The sequence below is a fragment of the Pseudoalteromonas tunicata genome (assembly GCF_002310815.1).
GTDB lineage: Bacteria > Pseudomonadota > Gammaproteobacteria > Enterobacterales > Alteromonadaceae > Pseudoalteromonas > Pseudoalteromonas tunicata.
Map to the genome: position 1 here is coordinate 397607 of NZ_CP011033.1, position 16130 is coordinate 413736.

General features: G+C 39.7%; 16 protein-coding genes. 11 read left to right on the forward strand and 5 right to left on the reverse strand.

The window, feature by feature from the left end; all coding sequences use genetic code 11:
* The first annotated feature begins 306 nt into the window (after nucleotides 1-306).
* The 7 genes from PTUN_RS19355 to efpL all read left to right on the forward strand — a co-directional run bounded on the left by PTUN_RS19355 (nucleotide 307) and on the right by efpL (nucleotide 8943).
* On the forward strand, nucleotides 307-1092 hold the full coding sequence (locus PTUN_RS19355) for a TetR/AcrR family transcriptional regulator (RefSeq protein WP_009837039.1): 786 nt from the start codon (nucleotides 307-309) through the stop codon (nucleotides 1090-1092).
* 43 nt (nucleotides 1093-1135) lie between these two features.
* Nucleotides 1136-3466, forward strand: a complete 2331-nt coding sequence (locus PTUN_RS19360; RefSeq protein WP_009837038.1) for an efflux RND transporter permease subunit — start codon at nucleotides 1136-1138, stop codon at nucleotides 3464-3466.
* Nucleotides 3435-4208: an outer membrane lipoprotein-sorting protein gene (locus tag PTUN_RS19365; RefSeq protein ID WP_009837037.1), complete on the forward strand. Its 774-nt coding sequence runs from the start codon at nucleotides 3435-3437 to the stop codon at nucleotides 4206-4208. Before PTUN_RS19360 ends, PTUN_RS19365 begins: the two co-directional genes overlap by 32 nt.
* A gap of 47 nt (nucleotides 4209-4255) precedes the next feature.
* Nucleotides 4256-5404: a hypothetical protein gene (locus PTUN_RS19370; protein ID WP_157579372.1), complete on the forward strand. Its 1149-nt coding sequence runs from the start codon at nucleotides 4256-4258 to the stop codon at nucleotides 5402-5404.
* 143 nt (nucleotides 5405-5547) lie between these two features.
* Nucleotides 5548-7575 carry an EAL domain-containing protein gene (locus PTUN_RS19375; protein ID WP_009837035.1) on the forward strand — a complete coding sequence of 676 codons (2028 nt, stop codon included), beginning with the start codon at nucleotides 5548-5550 and terminating at the stop codon, nucleotides 7573-7575.
* A gap of 306 nt (nucleotides 7576-7881) precedes the next feature.
* Complete coding sequence (locus PTUN_RS19380) at nucleotides 7882-8232, forward strand: RidA family protein (RefSeq protein ID WP_009837034.1); 351 nt, start codon at nucleotides 7882-7884, stop codon at nucleotides 8230-8232.
* Between the two features lie 135 nt (nucleotides 8233-8367).
* On the forward strand, nucleotides 8368-8943 hold the full coding sequence (efpL, locus tag PTUN_RS19385; protein ID WP_009837033.1) for an elongation factor P-like protein EfpL: 576 nt from the start codon (nucleotides 8368-8370) through the stop codon (nucleotides 8941-8943).
* A gap of 46 nt (nucleotides 8944-8989) precedes the next feature.
* Here the strand turns inward: efpL and PTUN_RS19390 are convergent, their stop codons facing one another.
* Nucleotides 8990-9475, reverse strand: coding sequence for a hotdog fold domain-containing protein (locus PTUN_RS19390; RefSeq protein ID WP_009837032.1), 486 nt, complete (start codon nucleotides 9473-9475; stop codon nucleotides 8990-8992).
* Nucleotides 9476-9684: 209 nt separating this feature from the next.
* Between PTUN_RS19390 and earP the strand changes: the two genes are divergently transcribed.
* The gene (earP, locus tag PTUN_RS19395) at nucleotides 9685-10818 is read left to right on the forward strand and encodes an elongation factor P maturation arginine rhamnosyltransferase EarP (protein WP_009837031.1); all 1134 of its coding nucleotides are present in this window, start codon (nucleotides 9685-9687) and stop codon (nucleotides 10816-10818) included.
* 46 nt (nucleotides 10819-10864) lie between these two features.
* A complete protein-coding gene (gene efp, locus PTUN_RS19400; RefSeq protein WP_009837030.1) occupies nucleotides 10865-11437 on the forward strand; it encodes an elongation factor P in 573 nt (190 codons plus the stop codon).
* A gap of 114 nt (nucleotides 11438-11551) precedes the next feature.
* Here efp and PTUN_RS19405 read toward each other — a convergent pair whose 3' ends face one another.
* The 4 genes from PTUN_RS19405 to PTUN_RS19420 form a co-directional block, all read right to left on the reverse strand.
* Nucleotides 11552-11908 (reverse strand): hypothetical protein, encoded by a 357-nt coding sequence (locus PTUN_RS19405; RefSeq protein ID WP_009837029.1) that lies wholly within the window; start codon nucleotides 11906-11908, stop codon nucleotides 11552-11554.
* Nucleotides 11895-12563: an AAA family ATPase gene (locus PTUN_RS19410; protein WP_009837028.1), complete on the reverse strand. Its 669-nt coding sequence runs from the start codon at nucleotides 12561-12563 to the stop codon at nucleotides 11895-11897. Before PTUN_RS19410 ends, PTUN_RS19405 begins: the two co-directional genes overlap by 14 nt.
* Before the next feature lie 33 nt (nucleotides 12564-12596).
* Entirely contained in the window at nucleotides 12597-12902 is a 306-nt protein-coding gene (locus PTUN_RS19415; RefSeq protein WP_040643474.1) for a PilZ domain-containing protein, read from the reverse strand.
* Between the two features lie 161 nt (nucleotides 12903-13063).
* Nucleotides 13064-14137: a ketoacyl-ACP synthase III gene (locus tag PTUN_RS19420; protein WP_009837025.1), complete on the reverse strand. Its 1074-nt coding sequence runs from the start codon at nucleotides 14135-14137 to the stop codon at nucleotides 13064-13066.
* A gap of 279 nt (nucleotides 14138-14416) precedes the next feature.
* Here PTUN_RS19420 and PTUN_RS19425 point away from each other — a divergent pair, with 279 nt between their 5' ends.
* A complete protein-coding gene (locus PTUN_RS19425) occupies nucleotides 14417-15733 on the forward strand; it encodes a metal-dependent hydrolase family protein (RefSeq protein WP_009837024.1) in 1317 nt (438 codons plus the stop codon).
* Nucleotides 15723-16127: a nuclear transport factor 2 family protein gene (locus tag PTUN_RS19430; protein ID WP_009837023.1), complete on the forward strand. Its 405-nt coding sequence runs from the start codon at nucleotides 15723-15725 to the stop codon at nucleotides 16125-16127. The genes PTUN_RS19425 and PTUN_RS19430 overlap by 11 nt, the downstream gene beginning before the upstream one ends.
* The last annotated feature ends 3 nt before the right edge of the window (nucleotides 16128-16130 follow it).

Sequence of the window (16130 nt, forward strand, 5' to 3'; positions counted from 1 at the left end):
TTTTAATACAGCCACGCTAACCTTTAGCATAATACGTTATCATTTGGCCTTGGCCAAGCAATCGTGATTTATTGTTAGATTAAGGTATTTTTTACTCGTATTAGGACTTAAGAGTCAAAATAAAAAAAATATTCATAAAACTATTGTATCGTAGAATAAATGAACTATCATGACGAAGCGTCACAAATGACGGTTCGTCATAAACTAATGTACTGACGAAGTCGTTGGAATGTTTAGCGTTGAATTACTGGTAAAAATACACACATTATGGTAACTAGAGGGCGGGAAAATGTGAAAGTGAAGAATATGTTTAAGTTTTTGTGCAAAATTGATGAGAGTCAAACCGATGGCTGTTTATTTCAACGGGCGTATACCCCGAAACAACAAGCCATTGCTGATCGTGAGCATGAACTTCTCCATATTGCCAAGTCGATAGTAGAGCAAGAGGGATTTAATAACTTTACTATGGATAAACTCACAGCAGCAAGCCCGTACTCCAAAGGAACTATTTACAATCATTTTTCAAGTAAAGAAGACGTGATCACAGCCCTATGTAGCGCTGCACTTCGTCATGAAATCAGCTTTTTTCGACGAGCTCAAAAGTTTAATGGCACTTCGCGTGAGCGTGTAATTGCATTACATGTAGCCTATGTGATGTCTGCCAAGGTTGAGCCTGTCTTATTTAACTGTTTGATGACCGCAAAAACACCTTGGGTGATAGGAAAATCATCGGCGGAACGTTTGAAGTTGCAAGCGGATTTAGAGCAGCAATGTTCTGAATTAATTGATGAAGTATTACATGGTGCACTGGCTACAGGTGAGCTGAAAATTAGTTCATCTAGCGGGTTAGATTGTGTGGCATTTGCTAACTGGGCGGTATCGTATGGCAGTATTGCTTTATTATCTAGTACGATAGATTGTCATAGTATTGCGCGCGTGCGTGATCACAATGTATTTTTATTTGGCATTAATTGCTTATTAGATGGCCTTAATTGGCAGCCGCTTTCTACTGCGTGGGATTATCAGCGCACATGGCAACGGGTCGAACAAGAAATTTTTGCTGAGGAATTAAAAATGCTAAACGAATTGTAATTTTTTGCACTTAAGTGACGTTTCGTCACTTTTTGGAGTTAAAATGAAAACGGACACATTGCCAGCTTGGTTAACCAAGCCTGGTATTTTATTAATATTACTATCCATCTTAATAACGATTATTGCTGCAGGGATGCAGAACTTGAGCTTTCGTGGTGATTATCGGATTTTTTTTGCTGAAGATAATCCGCAGTTACAAGCTTTTGATGCAATTGAGCGCACATTTAATAAAAATGATAATTTAAGCTTGGTGATTGCACCGCCAAGTGATGAGTTATTTAGTCGCCAATACTTAACCCTAGTGCGAGATATTACTGAGGCCGCTTGGCAAATCCCTTATTCAACTCGGGTTGATTCGATTTCTAATTATCAACATACCCAAGCTCAACAAGATGACTTACTCGTTGCTGATTTAATCGATAAATTTGATAGCGTGACGCAAGAACAAGTTCAGCAAGCAAAAGCGGTTGCGTTAACTCGTCCAGAATTGGTAAATCGTTTAGTTTCCTTTGATGGCAAGGTGGCGGTTGTGAATGTCACAATAGCATTAGATGATGCCGAAAAAACCGCACAAGCAAATGAAATTGAAGCATTTAGCAAAAAATTAATAGCTGAATTTCAAGAACAATACCCTGAAGTTACATTCTATCGCAGTGGTATTATCATGATGAACTACAGCTTCTTCAGTTCGGCGCAGCAAGATAGCAGCACGTTAGTTCCTTTAATGTTTCTAATTGTATTGATTGTACTTGGGCTCATGTTGCGTTCAATCACCGCAGTAATCACAACTTTTGTGGTTTTAATTGTGGCAATTACGAGCACGTTAGGGATTGCAGGATGGCTTGGCATGGCTATCAATACTGCTTCAGTGAATGTACCTACCATAGTAATGACGTTAGCGGTGGCAGATTGTGTGCATATCATTGCCTCGATGCGGCATGGCTTAAGCCAAGGAAATAATAAACTTCAAGCACTTGCATTTGCAGTGCGGATCAATAATAAGCCTGTATTTATTACCAGCATTACCACAGCGATTGGTTTTTTAACCATGAATTTTTCAGATGTACCTGCAATTAGGGAGTTTGGAAATTTAACCGCCATCGGAGTGATATTTGCTTGGTTATTATCGATAAGTTTATTACCCGCAATGCTGTATTTTTTACCACAAAAAGTAACTCAACAATCAGCTAGGCAGCTTGAACAGCAAGGGATGGCGCGTTTTGCCGAATTTATTACATCGCGTGCTAAGCCAGTACTGTGGATAAGTGTAATCTTAATTGCCTTTGCAACTGGTTTTATTGGTCAAAATAAAATTAATGATGAAGCGGTGAAATACTTCAGTGTTGATAATGAATTTCGTCAAGCCGCAGATTTTATGGCTGAGCGAATTTCAGGGATGGCGACCTTGAGCATTGCTCTAGATAGTGGTGCGCCTGGTGGAATAAATGAACCCACTTATTTAGCTGTACTTGACCAATTTAGTACTTGGTTACGTGCTCAGCCAGAAGTCAATAATGTCGTGAGTTTAAGTGACGTATTAAAACGCTTAAACAAAAGTATGCACGGTGATGATCAAGCCTTTTATCGCCTTGCACCAGAGCGGACTCTCGGTGCGCAATACTTATTAATGTATGAAATGAGTTTGCCTTACGGTCTTGATCTTAATAATCAAATCAATATTAGTAAGTCTCAAAGCCGCGTTATGGTGGTGCTGGAAAACTTGGGTAGTACAGAAATGTTAGCATTTGAACAACGAATGAATACTTGGTTAGCACAGCATGCAAGTCAATATCATTATCTTGCTTCGAGTCCGAGTTTGATGTTTGCCCACATTGGTGAGCGCAATATGAAAAGTATGCTCACTTCCTTGCCGTTAGCTTTGATTTTAATTTCGGCGTTATTAATTTTTGCTCTGCGAGATTGGCGTTTGGGTACGATGAGTTTATTACCAAATATCCTGCCTGCGTTAGCTGGATTTGGACTCTGGGGTCTCATCAGTGGAGAAATAAATTTAGGTTTATCGATTGTGGCTTCAATGACACTAGGCATCATAGTTGATGATACCGTGCATTTTTTAGCTAAATATCAATATGCTAAGCGTCAAGGTAATAATGCTGCTGAGTCAGTGCGATACGCTTTTGTCACAGTCGGTAAAGCACTTTGGATCACCACAGTTGTCCTTGTTGCGGGATTTAGCATTCTGGCATTGTCGGATTTTAGGCTTAATTCAGACATGGGCCAGCTAACCGCTCTCATTATCAGTATTGCTTTACTGGTAGATTTTTTCTTATTACCTGCATTTTTAATTCTATTTGATCATCAATATACATCGGAGGCACACAATGAAAATTTGGTTCGCACTACTACTGCTTAGTACAGGGTTAATGTTTGGTGCTAATGCTGATGAACAAGGCTCAGCTATCGCTAAAGAGCGTAAAATTCGTGATAGCGGTTGGGGCAACTCTGATGCCCAGATGACTATGATTTTAAGTAATGCTCAAGGCGATAAAAGTGAACGAGCGTTGAGGATTAAAAGTCTTGAAGTTGAAGGCGATGGTGATAAAGGTTTAACCATATTTGATCAGCCACTTGATGTGAAGGGCACTGCATTTTTAAATCACAGTCATGTTGAGGGAGCTGACGATCAATGGTTATGGTTGCCAGCTTTAAAACGAGTAAAACGGATCGCATCTCAAAATAAGTCAGGTCCTTTTATGGGCAGCGAGTTTTCCTATGAAGATTTAAGCTCTTTTGAGTTGGGAAAGTATCATTTTGATTTTATTGAAGAGTCAGAGTTTGAGCAGCAAGCGGTTTATATTCTAGAGCAGCGTCCTGTTGATAAATACTCCGGATATAGTAAACAAAGAGTTTGGTTGGATAAAACGCATTATCGACCATTAAAAGTGGATTATTATGACCGTAAAAACAGCTTATTAAAAACGCTGATCCTGACTGATTATCATCTTTATCAAGATAAATTTTGGCGAGCACATCTGCTAAAGATGGACAATCATCAAACAAAAAAACAAACCATTTTGCAAACTCATCAAATGAACTTTGATATAGGCTTAGTTCAAAGTGACTTTACTGAAGCAAGTCTAAGAAGGGCGCGATAATGGTCAAAGTCATCAGTGGTTTTTTTCTCGTTTTTCTGATGGCGTTAATGAGCATAAGTTCATGCCAAGCTTATGATATTTATCATGAGTTTGGTGTGCAGCATCGTCAATTTAGTGCTGCTAGTAATGCTAACCAAGCTTATTCAAACTCAGCACTGAGCATCAATAGTTTTTATAGCTATGCTCAAGGAGAGGAACAGTGGAATGGAGAATTGTGGTTAAGATTAGATAAAGAAAATAGCGAACGTAATCATTTAGATTTACGAGAGTTTTATTGGCTTAACTATGGTGAGGATTATGAATGGCAAATAGGGGTGGCACGAGTTTTTTGGGGCGTGACCGAATCTGCTCATTTAGTTGATGTGATTAACCAAACAGACCAACTTGAGGGCTTAGATGGCGAAGACAAACTAGGCCAAGCTATGATCCATTACACAAAGCAAATTGATAATGGTCAAGTGGAATGGTTTTTATTGCCTTATTTTCGCCCGCAAAAATTTTATGATGTTGGTAATCGATTTGCCCCACCGATGAACATGGATAAAAAAGCTCTGTATGATTCTGGCGCTTTACAGCGACATCTTGATAGTGCAGTACGCTTAACTCAGCATTATGGTGCTTTCGATTGGAGTGTGATGGCGTTTAGTGGCACAAACCGAGAGCCGATTGTGCAACTTAAGGGTGAAACTGGTCAGGCTTTTTATGGGCAGATGCAGCAATTGGGGATCACAGCACAATATATTCAAGATGCTTGGATTTATAAAGCGGAGTTGATGTTGCGGAAAAATCGCGCACATGTTCTCAATCAAGATCAAAAAAGTCGTATTTCCGCTGTGGTGCTAGGCGCTGAATATACGCAAGTTGGTATTTTTTCCACTGTGTATGATCTTGGTTATTTAATTGAATATCAGAGTGATAATCGAGATAAAACTCAAGTGCTTGGTCAAAATGATTTATTTATTGGTACGCGCTTGGCGTTTAATGATAGTGATAGCTCCGAAATGATCCTTGGTGTACTGCATGATTTAACCGATGCAAGCCAAAGTATTCGATTAGAAGCGAGTATGCGCTTAGGGCAATCGACTAAACTGGAGGTGGCTGCATACCATTTTAATGGCAAAGGAGATAATTGGCTCAAGCAACTCAATAAACAAGATTTACTTGAGATCAATCTATTTTGGTATTTTAGCCATTAACGCTGACAGCAGTAAAACAAGGCTGTAGAAAACAGCCTTGTTTATTCGTTCATATTGTAAAATGAAATTAATAAATTTTGTGTAGGTATAGTCATGGTTTTTAAGGCTATAATCAGTCAAACCATCTCAAGAAGAGCTGAAATTTGAAAGCCAAATCACTTGATTTCACCGCTATTTTTCAAAGCTGGATCCATTCTCGGTATCTACTCTCTTTGCGAGAGTCATTTATTGCTTTATTACCTTATTTTGTCAGCTCTGCACTGGCTATTTTACTCATTAATGGTGCCATTAACTTTAGCCTGACGGACAGTGATAGTCGAATTAACCAAACGGTAGAGCAAAGTGCGCAGCTAATTTTGTTGCTATTTCCGCTGATGGTAACGCTTTCGGTTGGGTTTCATTATTCAAAGAATTTAGGCCATAGCGGTATTGTCGGCGCTATTTTGGCGCTACTGAGTTTTGCCGTGCATAGTCATTTTTTAGTCTTCAATCAAGGGGAAATTAGTTTAAACCCTACAGGTTCAAGTGCTTATGCGGTGGTCATTCCCTCATTAACCAGTGCATTGCTGCATTATATCTCAATATTTTTGCCGAAAAATAGTCGTTATTTATTTGGGGTAAGTGAATTTTTAAAAGAAAAACTATTGCTCGTATTACCCTTTAGTTTAGTGTTTTTTGGTTTATTTTTTTTAATACCTATTTTTGATTGGTTGGGTATTCAAATTATGTTAGTGCTGACGCCAGACCCTACGTCGAGTGTCGCAGAGCTGATGTTTGAGCGCATGATAACCACTCATATGTTTTGGTTTTTTGGCGTACATGGTGACAATATGTTTACCATGTTATTTGAGCAGTCCTTTCTTGAACAAGATATTATTCCTGGTTTAAATGCCAAAACATTTTACGATACCTTTGTTTTGCTTGGTGGCACAGGTTGTTTTGTTGGACTTATTTTAGCGGCGCTCGCATTGCCAAAATATACGCATGAACGAAATATCGCAAAGTTATCTATCCCATTCACTATATTCAACTTTTGTGAAATCTTATTATTTGCTTTGCCAGTATTTTTGAACCCAATTCTATTACTGCCTTTTATAATCGCACCTTGCATCAATTTTTTATTGGCTTATCTGTTTTTATCTTCTGGCTGGGTCGGGTTTGAACAAGCCGAAATCAGTTGGATGACGCCCACATTGATTAATGGCTATCAAGTGGGCACCGATTTAGGGGCCATTATTTTACAGCTGTGCTTAATTTTAATTAATACGTTGATTTATTACCCTTTTTTAAAGTGGAGCGCAGAAAAAACGAACTATCATTTAGCCTTACAACGTTTAACCGAACAATTACACTTGTCAGAGCAATATGCAGCGACCAGTGAGCGACGCTTTTTAAATCAGCAGCGGGTTTCGAAACAATCGACTAAGGCATTAAATTCGGTACTCAATGAAATTGCCCAAGGACAATTACAGTTGCATTACCAGCCTCAAGTGTGTTTATTAACGGGAAAAGTACAGGGCTTTGAAGCGTTATTACGGTTAAAAACAGCCCAAGGTAAATTAATTGGCCCTTATTTTCTTGATACCTTAGTGGCGCATCAACAAACAGAACTGATTGATTTATGGGTGATGGAGCAAACAGCAAGAGATTTACTCCATTGGCGTAAACAAGGTTTTGTGCCCATTGTCAGTATTAATCTTAATCCTAATGTACTCACACAAGCCGAATTGGTTGAAAAGTTATGTCAATTATTTACTGAGTTTCCTAATCAGGTAAAAGTGGAAATAGTAGAATCTAGCTATTTAAACGACCAAGCTTTAGTGTGTGAGCACATCAGCAAGCTTAAAACATATGGAATTGATACTGTGATTGATGATTTTGGCACGGGTTATTCGAGCTTGTTTATGCTGGCGAATTTGCCGGTTAATCAGGTTAAATTAGACCGCCAATTTTTAGTGCAAGCGCAAACTGATAAAGGCAAACTGCTGTATCAGCATGTGGTGAATATTTTTATTCAAATGGGTTATACCATAGTGGCAGAAGGGATTGAAACTGAGCAAGAACTCAATTGGATTAAAAGCTTAGGCGTGCAAGTTGCCCAAGGTTGGTACTATGCCAAGGCGTTACCCGCAAAAGATATTATGGAGTTTAAGCTGAATCAAGCCCAATAGTGGATAATAACTCTATCTCAGGCTTCTATTTTTAACGTTAATCGGATTGGATTAATGTGCAACAAGCTTGCTATTGACGCGCCAATCCACTTTGTTATTTTTGAAAAGTGCTAGTTAGAAAAATATAACTAATAAATCTACTTTTAATTCAATATGTTGTTGAATCTCTTATCCAGAACTCAAATTAATTAAATTGAAGCAAACTTTTACTATCATTTACAACCGAGTGCACTCACTTAAAGTTTGAATCGTTTGAGCCATGTTTTAGGTATGATAGGTTTTTAAGTCTAGATTTTAGGAAGTTAAATGGATATTAAACGTATTAACCCTACGCCACGTTGGTCTGATATCACCGTTTTTAATCACACAGCCTATTTTGTTGAAGTGGCTGATGACTCAACGGCTGATATTGAAAGCCAAATCAAACAAGTTTTTCAACAAACAGAGCGTTCTTTGGCATCGGTTGGTAGTGATCTATCAAGTTTGCTGTCGGTCACTATTTATCTTACCGATTTGGCCCACCTTGGTTTATTTAATCAACTTTGGGAAGCATGGTTACCTGAGGGAAAAGCGCCAAGCCGTGCCTGTATCAATGCGCAATTGGCCGATCCTAGCCTGTTAGTTGAAATTACTGTGGTGGCTGCAATTTTACCTTAATGTTATCTAGGGTAGGAAATCAGCTTATGCTCAATTGATGCGCTACCTTAGCGCTCTTTTAAGCCCTCAATACTTGCCCAAATATAAAATCATGGTATGTTTCATGGCGCAAAAAATCTTATAAGGAATTCCTTTATGCCAAAGGCAAGTGAAGTTAAAAAAAGTACCGCAATTGAACACAATGGTCGTGTACTGATGATTAAAGATATTACCCGTTCAGTCCCACAAGGACGAGCTGGTGGTAGTTTATATCGTATGCGCCTTTATGATGTCGTCACTGGAGCGAAAGTAGACGAAACGTTTAAAGACGTTGATATGCTCAAATTAGCGGATTTGTTGCGTAAAGAAGTGATGTTCTCTTATGTTGATGGCACAGAATATGTGTTTATGGATATTGAAGACTACACGCCTTACAGTCTTGATAAAGAAATGGTTGCAGATGAAGTGCCTTTTTTTAACGATGAAACCCAAGGCTTATATGTCATTTTGATTGGCGGAAAACCAGTTGGTATTGATTTACCGCCAAGTGTTGAGCTAGTAGTTGAAGAAACCGATCCTTCGGTAAAAGGTGCATCAGCGAGTGCGCGAACTAAACCAGCACGTTTAAGTACCGGTTTAACGGTTCAAGTTCCTGAGTACATTGCTGTGGGTGATCGATTGAGAATTAATACTGCCGAGCAACGTTTTATGAGCCGTGCCGAAATCAAATAAGCGTAACGAGCTCATTAGACCTGAGCTTTGCTGGCTCAGGTTTAACTTATGCTTTTGGCTTTTCTGAAATCCACAATTTAATGTGGCCTTTGACCACAATAGTACCTTGTTCATCGTAAGCGGTGACGGGCACGAACATATCACCAACTACCCATTGTTGCGGTGTTACTTCGGCCACACAACGAATATCACTGCCTGCTTTTGCTGTGTAATCTAAACTCATGCCTTTTGGGATCCAGCGTAAATGTTTTGGTACTGATGCTTCAGCCATCACGCCCATTGCCATTTCTAACCCATTACAAATTGCAATGACATGCACGGTTTTGATGTGATTGTGCACAGCCCGACGTTTTCGAATTAAACATTCACAGTAATTGACTCTAAGCTCGGTGATGAGTGGATTGATGGTGCCAAAATAAGGCGCCATTCTGGCGACTAAAAGCGAAAACATTTTCTGCCCAAACGGCCAAGATTGAAGTTTTGTATATAAAGCCATCACTTTATTTGGTTTATTGATGTGTTGCTGGCTCATAGTGTCCCCTTATTATTTTATATTTAATCTGGTCTGATGAGTTTAGCATCCAAAGTGAACAAAAAGCCATGCTCGAATTTAGCCTATTTTATCGAGTGCTTATTTTTGTTAAACGTGGCCATCTTTGTCATATTCTGGTTCAGGAACATCACCGTTTTAAGGCATAATAATAGATAGAAATGCGATAGGTGCTTACAAAAGAGATAAAAATGCGAACAAAGTGGGATATTTTTTGTTGTGTTGTTGATAACTTTGGCGACATTGGTGTGACGTGGCGTTTAGCAAAACAATTAGTGGCAGAGCAAAATGTTGATGTGTGTTTATGGGTTGATGAATTAGATGCTTTTGCCCGTATTTGCCCGCAGGCCAATGCTCATTTAACAATGCAAGTACAGCAAGGTGTGACGATTCGCAAGTGGCCTGCGAACTGGCAAGCGTGTGATGCGGCCGATGTGGTGATTGAAGCTTTTGCGTGTGAATTACCAAAAGACTATATCCAAGCGATGGCGCTGCGAGAAAAACCATCGTTATGGCTTAATTTAGAATATTTAAGTGCAGAGCCTTGGGTTGAAGGTTGCCATGGTCTGCCATCTTTGCAATCAAATGGTTTACAAAAATATTTTTTCTTTCCAGGATTTACGCCTAAGACAGGCGGTCTTTTTAAAGAGCAAGATTTAATTTTACAGCGCGATCGGTTTTTGAGTCACCCTGATTATCGTGCGCAGTTTTTACAGCAATTAGGTGTCGAGGTTAAAGATGATACGTTGTTAATCTCGCTCTTTGCTTATGAAAATGACAGCTTAGCCAGTTGGCTAAACTGTTTAGCCAATGGCGATGAATCGGTGCATTTATTAGTGCCTGAAGGACGTGTCATTCCGCAAATAAAAGCATTTTTAGGGCTCGAGGAACTCCGAGTTGGCGGCATTTATCAACGAGGGCAATTAACTGTTCAAATGATTGCGTTTATGAGCCAAGAGCAATATGACCAATTGCTTTGGAGCTGTGACTTCAATGCTGTACGAGGTGAAGATTCATTTTTGCGTGCTCAATGGGCTGGTAAACCTTTTATGTGGCATATTTATCCGCAAGAAGAAGAGGCACACATCCCAAAATTAGACGCTTTTTTGGCACTTTATTGTCCAAACTTAGCATTGTCACACCAAATGGCGTTAAACGACATGTGGCGTCAGTGGAATATTGGTGAAGATATAAGCAATAATTGGCTTACATTACGGGAAAATTGGCCACAAGTGTCAAAACATAGCAATAATTGGTGCGAACATCAGGCAAAACAAACAAATATTGCCCAAGCTCTGGCACTGTTTTATTTAAATTGGTTATAATGCTCGTTCAATTATTTTATGTATTCATCCTTTTTCGGAAATTAATATGAAAACTGCACAAGAAATGAAGCCTAACAGCGTTGCGCTTATCGACGGTCAACCATGGCTAATTCAAAAAGCTGAGTTCACTAAATCTGGTCGCTCTAGTGCTATCGTTAAAATGAAATTGAAGAACTTATTAACTGGTTCTTCAACAGAAACAGTTTACAAAGTTGACGATAAAATGGAGCCAGTAATTCTTGATCGTATCGAAGTTACTTACTCTTATACTGCTGATGATCTTTATGTATTCATGGATGCGGATTACAACCAGTATGAAATCAATGCTGAAGATTTAGAAAGCGTATTACCATACATTGTTGATGGCATGGAAGACATTTGTACTGCGGTTTTCTTCGAAGGCAAAGTAATCACTGTTGATTTACCAACCACTATCATCCGTCAAGTAACGTACACTGAAGGTTCAGCACGTGGTGATACAACAGGTAAAGTAATGAAGCCTGCTAAATTAAGCAATGGTACAGAAATTAAAGTACCTGATTTTTGTAACATCGACGATTGGATCGAAATCGATACTCGTACTGGTGAGTACAAATCTCGCGCTAAAGCACCCGTTTAACTGGTGTTTATCGGCGGGTGGTAATACTACCCGCTGTTCTATTTATTATCCTTTCTCGCTACTGCCAAAATCTATCATTTAATTTTGTTTTTACTTATCAAAAGCAATGCTCGATTAGTTATCCGTTTTATTTGACGATGTTTTTTTTAGCGTTGTAAGTAAAGCGTCAATATCCTCATCATTATGATCTGCAAGTTGTTCAATTAAAAGCCGTAAAATACGAGATTTTGCAAAACCTGTGTGCTCAGCTAAATGATTAAGTTGTTCTATATGCTCGTGGCTGAGTGTAAAGGTCGCATTTTTGAAGTTGCGCGCTCGTGCGTTTTGCTTTCGTTTTTTAGCTGGCAAAGTAGGTTGAGTTAAAATTGAATGGCCTTGTGCGTAGGCAGTCGCATCTTCTATAAATTCATCTACATCCAATTTTTTGAGGTTTTTGCCTGCCACCTTTTTTTTCAGATCAGCTAAACTCATGGCTTGTTCCTGGTTTTATAGCCAGCATTTCTTCAGCAATGGCAATAATTTCTTCAGCTGCTTTGCCTGACGGATCAATTTCAATCACGGATTCGCCGTTTTCTTCACTATCGTCATAAATATTACGACTGTAAGTAATAGCATTAAGTACATTAATGCCAAAAGAATCACAGACCTCTTTGGCTTCTATGATCCGGCTGGATTGATTTGGTAATGATGGGCATTGTGTCATCACAAATGAAGCATTCATTTTAGGATTGACCATTTTACAGGTCGATAAAATATCTTCCATATGAGGCACGGTTTTTAAATCACGGCGTTTTGGTCTAAGTGGAATTAAGACATGATCTGCAACAGACATGGCTGCACGTAGCGCTAAATTATCTTGCCCACCACAATCGATGACTAAATAATCATAATGGTTTTCAAGGCTGATAAGATCGTTGCGGATCTTACCGTATAATTGCACGCAATTAATCATCGGTAGTTTTGGATTGGCCGAGCGCGCTTGGATCCAATCTGAGGAAGTACGCTGTGGATCACAGTCGACCATCAACACTGTCGATTGTTTATGTTTTGCTAAGTAAACCGCTATGTTTTGGGCTAAACAACTTTTACCACTACCACCTTTTTCACCACCAACTAAAATAATCATTACAAATCCTTAATACGTACTGAGGTAAACTCATTATTTTTTAGAAAAGATAAGACCAATATCAAACCAGCCATGATCTTGCTGCTCTGAGCGAATGACTGTTGCTAAACGTTTTGTAGTTAAAGGTTGGCGAGGTTTGAAATGTACTTCTATTTGAGCGTCAATTGGAATGCTTTGCTCTAAGCTAAAGCGCAGGCCACCGCTTGAGACATCAACACACATTACATCACGGTTTTGTTGTATGCCTTTGGCATCAAGCCAATGGATAGAAATGAGTTCTTTTTCCATATCAAGGCGAAGTGAGGACCGTCTATCATGAAAGCTAGGCTCATCAGTCATATCTACTGCTCCATTTTTAATTTAAAAACATCTAATGAGGTGTATTTAAAAATGTAGCTGATGTTTATAAAAAAACGAGTTTAATGAGTATTTTGCAAAAATAGAGCTTGTGGTTAAGGGCGCGCAGTGCGCGCCCTGTGTGTTCTGGATACTGCAGTAAATTACGCTGATTGGCAGGCTTTGATTGCGCCATCAAGCAGTTCGAGCGCTGTTTTAGTGTTTTGAGGTAGCTTTGCTGTTGGCTGGTTGATAGGGGTAATACGCTCACCCCATTTGATATAAGAGGCAGCCCAGGTTAAGCCTGCACCAAATGCGGCAGACATAATATTCGAATCAGGTTGAATAAGCCCTTGTTCAACAGCTTCACACAATGCAATAGGCACAGTTGCTGCCGAGGTATTGCCATATTTGTTGATATTGACCATGATTTTGTCATCTGAAACATCAAGACGTTGAGCAATCGCTTGGATGATCCGTAAATTTGCTTGATGCGGAATAAGCACATCAATATCTGTTAACGCTAAATCAGCCTTTTGCAATACATCATCACAGGCGTCGCTCATGCCTTTAACGGCACGTTTGAATATTTCACGTCCTTCAAATAATAAATCAGAAGGCCCTACAGGGGCATCGTATTTATTGATGTCGGTACCAAAATTGGTGATATGTAATATGTCTCTGTCGGTGCTATCACAACCTGTTTTGGTTGCCATTAGGCCACATGGCTCATCACAGGCTTCAATGACCACTGCACCTGCGCCATCACCAAATAATACGGCGCTGTCGCGTCTTGCCCAGTTAACGTACCAAGTCATGCGTTCTGCACCAATCACCACCGCTTTTTTGATCATTCCAGCCTGAATTTGCGCTGTGGCATTTTGTAATGCATATAAAAAACCAGAACATGCAGCATTAACATCACAGGCTGCGGCACCAACGGCACCAATATTTTTTTGTACCAATGAAGCGGTATTGGCCACCATTGTTGATGGACTGCAGGTTGCAAGCAGCACTAAATCAATATCACTGCCATCAATGCCTGCACACGCAAGTGCATTTTTTGCCGCAGCAGTTGCTAATTCTGCGGTGGAGACATGACTGACCCGACGTTCAGAAATGCCGGTACGCGACGTGATCCATTCATCGTTAGTATCAACTACGTCACTAATTGCTTGATTTGTGAGAATTGCAGGGGGTAAACATTTACCCCAGCCAGTAATTTTGCCGTATAACATGTGTGTTCCAAAGTGTTTATGCTTGCATCCAGTGTAGTGGATATCACGCGGATCGGGTGTGGTCAGAGGAGTTATAACAAAATCTAGAAATGAACTCTAGCAAATTTAATAAATTGCTGTTTTAGGGGCATTAATTAGCCTATTTACTGAGGTATGTTGGCCTTTTAGGTATGATTTGTGTTCAAATCAAAACTCAACACTTGTTAGCAATAAACGCAAAATTAGAGATTTTGATGTTGTTTGTGGTATGAATAGCAGCACAATAATAAGAAAAGGTAAATGACCATGTCAAAATTCTCCTTAGGCGTATTAAGTACTGTGATGCTCGCGATTAGCCCAGCCCTTTTTGCACAAGTAGATGCTGTAATTTATGGTGGTACTGTGCTAACCGTTCCCGGGAAATCACCTCTCAAAGAGCAAACCTTAATTTTGGAAGACGGAAAAATTAGTGCGATACACAATGGTTATCGCACTTTAGCACAGCTGAAATTAACCGATGTACCTGTGATTGACCTAAAAGATAGTTATGTCATGCCAGGGCTGATAGATATGCATGTCCATTTGACGTTTGAGCGCGACCCGACAGCGAATCCTCATGTGTGGTTAACACAATATGATGCAGATTTTGCTTTGGCGTCAGTTCCTTATCTTGAAAAAACGCTCAATGCTGGCTTCACTACCGTGCGTGATTTAGGCGGTTCTTATAAAGTTATTTTTCCCTTAAAACGAGCTGTTAATAACCAAACAATTGTTGGGCCGCGCATTTTTGCAGCTGGCGATTTTATTTCTGCAACTGGAGGCCATGGCGATTTACATGGTTATCGTCATGATGTTACAGAGCTTGTTACTGGTGGTCTGGGCATTTGTGATGGTGCTGACGATTGCCGAAGAGCGGTGCGAGAAGTGATTAAAAGTGGCGCCGATGTCATTAAAATTACTGCAACTGGCGGCGTGTTAAGTAATACTGCGGCTGGAGTAAAACAACAATTTACCGACCAAGAGCTCGAAGCTATTGTTAGCACTGCGCATAATTTAGGACGTAAAGTGACGGCTCATGCCCATGGCACCGATGGCATTAATGCAGCAATCCGCGCTGGAGTTGATTCAATTGAGCATGGCTCTTATCTTGATAAAGAATCCATTCGTTTGTTTAATAAGCATCAAACCTATTTAGTGCCAACATTATTAGCAGGCGCAACGGTATCAGAAGAAGCCCTAACGAATCCAAATATGCCCGCTGCGATTGTCGCTAAAGTAAAACAAGTTGCGCCAGTGATGGAGCAAGCGTTTCGCACTGCATTAAAAAATAACGTTAATATTGCTTTTGGCACGGATTCTGGGGTGTCACAGCATGGCCAAAATGCCAAAGAATTTGCTTTAATGGTTAAATATGGCATGTCACCCAAAGATGCGATTGTCAGTGCTACACTCAGTGCTGCAACCTTGCTTGGCATGCAACAGCAGCTTGGCAGTTTAGAAGTAGGTAAATTTGCCGATATTATTGCTCTTAAAGGTGATCCAGAACAAGATATCAGCGAGTTATCTCGAGTATCATTTGTGATGAAAAATGCGGTGATTTATAAAAATGAAAAGTAATTTACCTGTAGACCTGTCACTATCGCAACATTTAGTGATGTTAGAGCTTTCGTTATTAAAACCCAATGTTCGAGCTTCATCTCAGATGCTTGATAATTTACTTGCAGATGATTTTGTTGAGTTTTCTGCAACGGGAAAATGCTTTGATAAACAGCATGTATTATCGCGTTTACCGTCAGAGATGATGCCTGATTTTCATAATCAAGATTTTGATGTGCGTTTGATCAGTGCTGAAATTGCACAAGTGACGTATCGTGCGCGATTGGTGCGTGATAAAGAACCTCGTCCGCAGTTTTCAAATCGAAGTTCAATTTGGCGTAAAACGACCGATGGCTGGCAAATGGTCTTCCATCAAGGCACACCATGTGCCGAGTTCACTATTGATAAAAAATAAGGC

What these genes read in the sequence shown, in the direction of transcription:
- PTUN_RS19355 (WP_009837039.1), top strand. Translation starts at nt 307, where the DNA reads ATGTTTAAGTTTTTGTGCAAAATTGATGAGAGTCAAACCGATGGCTGT.
- PTUN_RS19360 (WP_009837038.1), top strand. Translation starts at nt 1,136, where the DNA reads ATGAAAACGGACACATTGCCAGCTTGGTTAACCAAGCCTGGTATTTTA.
- PTUN_RS19365 (WP_009837037.1), top strand. Translation starts at nt 3,435, where the DNA reads ATGAAAATTTGGTTCGCACTACTACTGCTTAGTACAGGGTTAATGTTT.
- PTUN_RS19370 (WP_157579372.1), top strand. Translation starts at nt 4,256, where the DNA reads ATGAGCATAAGTTCATGCCAAGCTTATGATATTTATCATGAGTTTGGT.
- PTUN_RS19380 (WP_009837034.1), top strand. Translation starts at nt 7,882, where the DNA reads ATGGATATTAAACGTATTAACCCTACGCCACGTTGGTCTGATATCACC.
- efpL (WP_009837033.1), top strand. Translation starts at nt 8,368, where the DNA reads ATGCCAAAGGCAAGTGAAGTTAAAAAAAGTACCGCAATTGAACACAAT.
- PTUN_RS19390 (WP_009837032.1), bottom strand. Translation starts at nt 9,475, where the DNA reads ATGAGCCAGCAACACATCAATAAACCAAATAAAGTGATGGCTTTATAT.
- earP (WP_009837031.1), top strand. Translation starts at nt 9,685, where the DNA reads ATGCGAACAAAGTGGGATATTTTTTGTTGTGTTGTTGATAACTTTGGC.
- efp (WP_009837030.1), top strand. Translation starts at nt 10,865, where the DNA reads ATGAAAACTGCACAAGAAATGAAGCCTAACAGCGTTGCGCTTATCGAC.
- PTUN_RS19405 (WP_009837029.1), bottom strand. Translation starts at nt 11,908, where the DNA reads ATGAGTTTAGCTGATCTGAAAAAAAAGGTGGCAGGCAAAAACCTCAAA.
- PTUN_RS19410 (WP_009837028.1), bottom strand. Translation starts at nt 12,563, where the DNA reads ATGATTATTTTAGTTGGTGGTGAAAAAGGTGGTAGTGGTAAAAGTTGT.
- PTUN_RS19415 (WP_040643474.1), bottom strand. Translation starts at nt 12,902, where the DNA reads ATGACTGATGAGCCTAGCTTTCATGATAGACGGTCCTCACTTCGCCTT.
- PTUN_RS19420 (WP_009837025.1), bottom strand. Translation starts at nt 14,137, where the DNA reads ATGTTATACGGCAAAATTACTGGCTGGGGTAAATGTTTACCCCCTGCA.
- PTUN_RS19425 (WP_009837024.1), top strand. Translation starts at nt 14,417, where the DNA reads ATGACCATGTCAAAATTCTCCTTAGGCGTATTAAGTACTGTGATGCTC.
- PTUN_RS19430 (WP_009837023.1), top strand. Translation starts at nt 15,723, where the DNA reads ATGAAAAGTAATTTACCTGTAGACCTGTCACTATCGCAACATTTAGTG.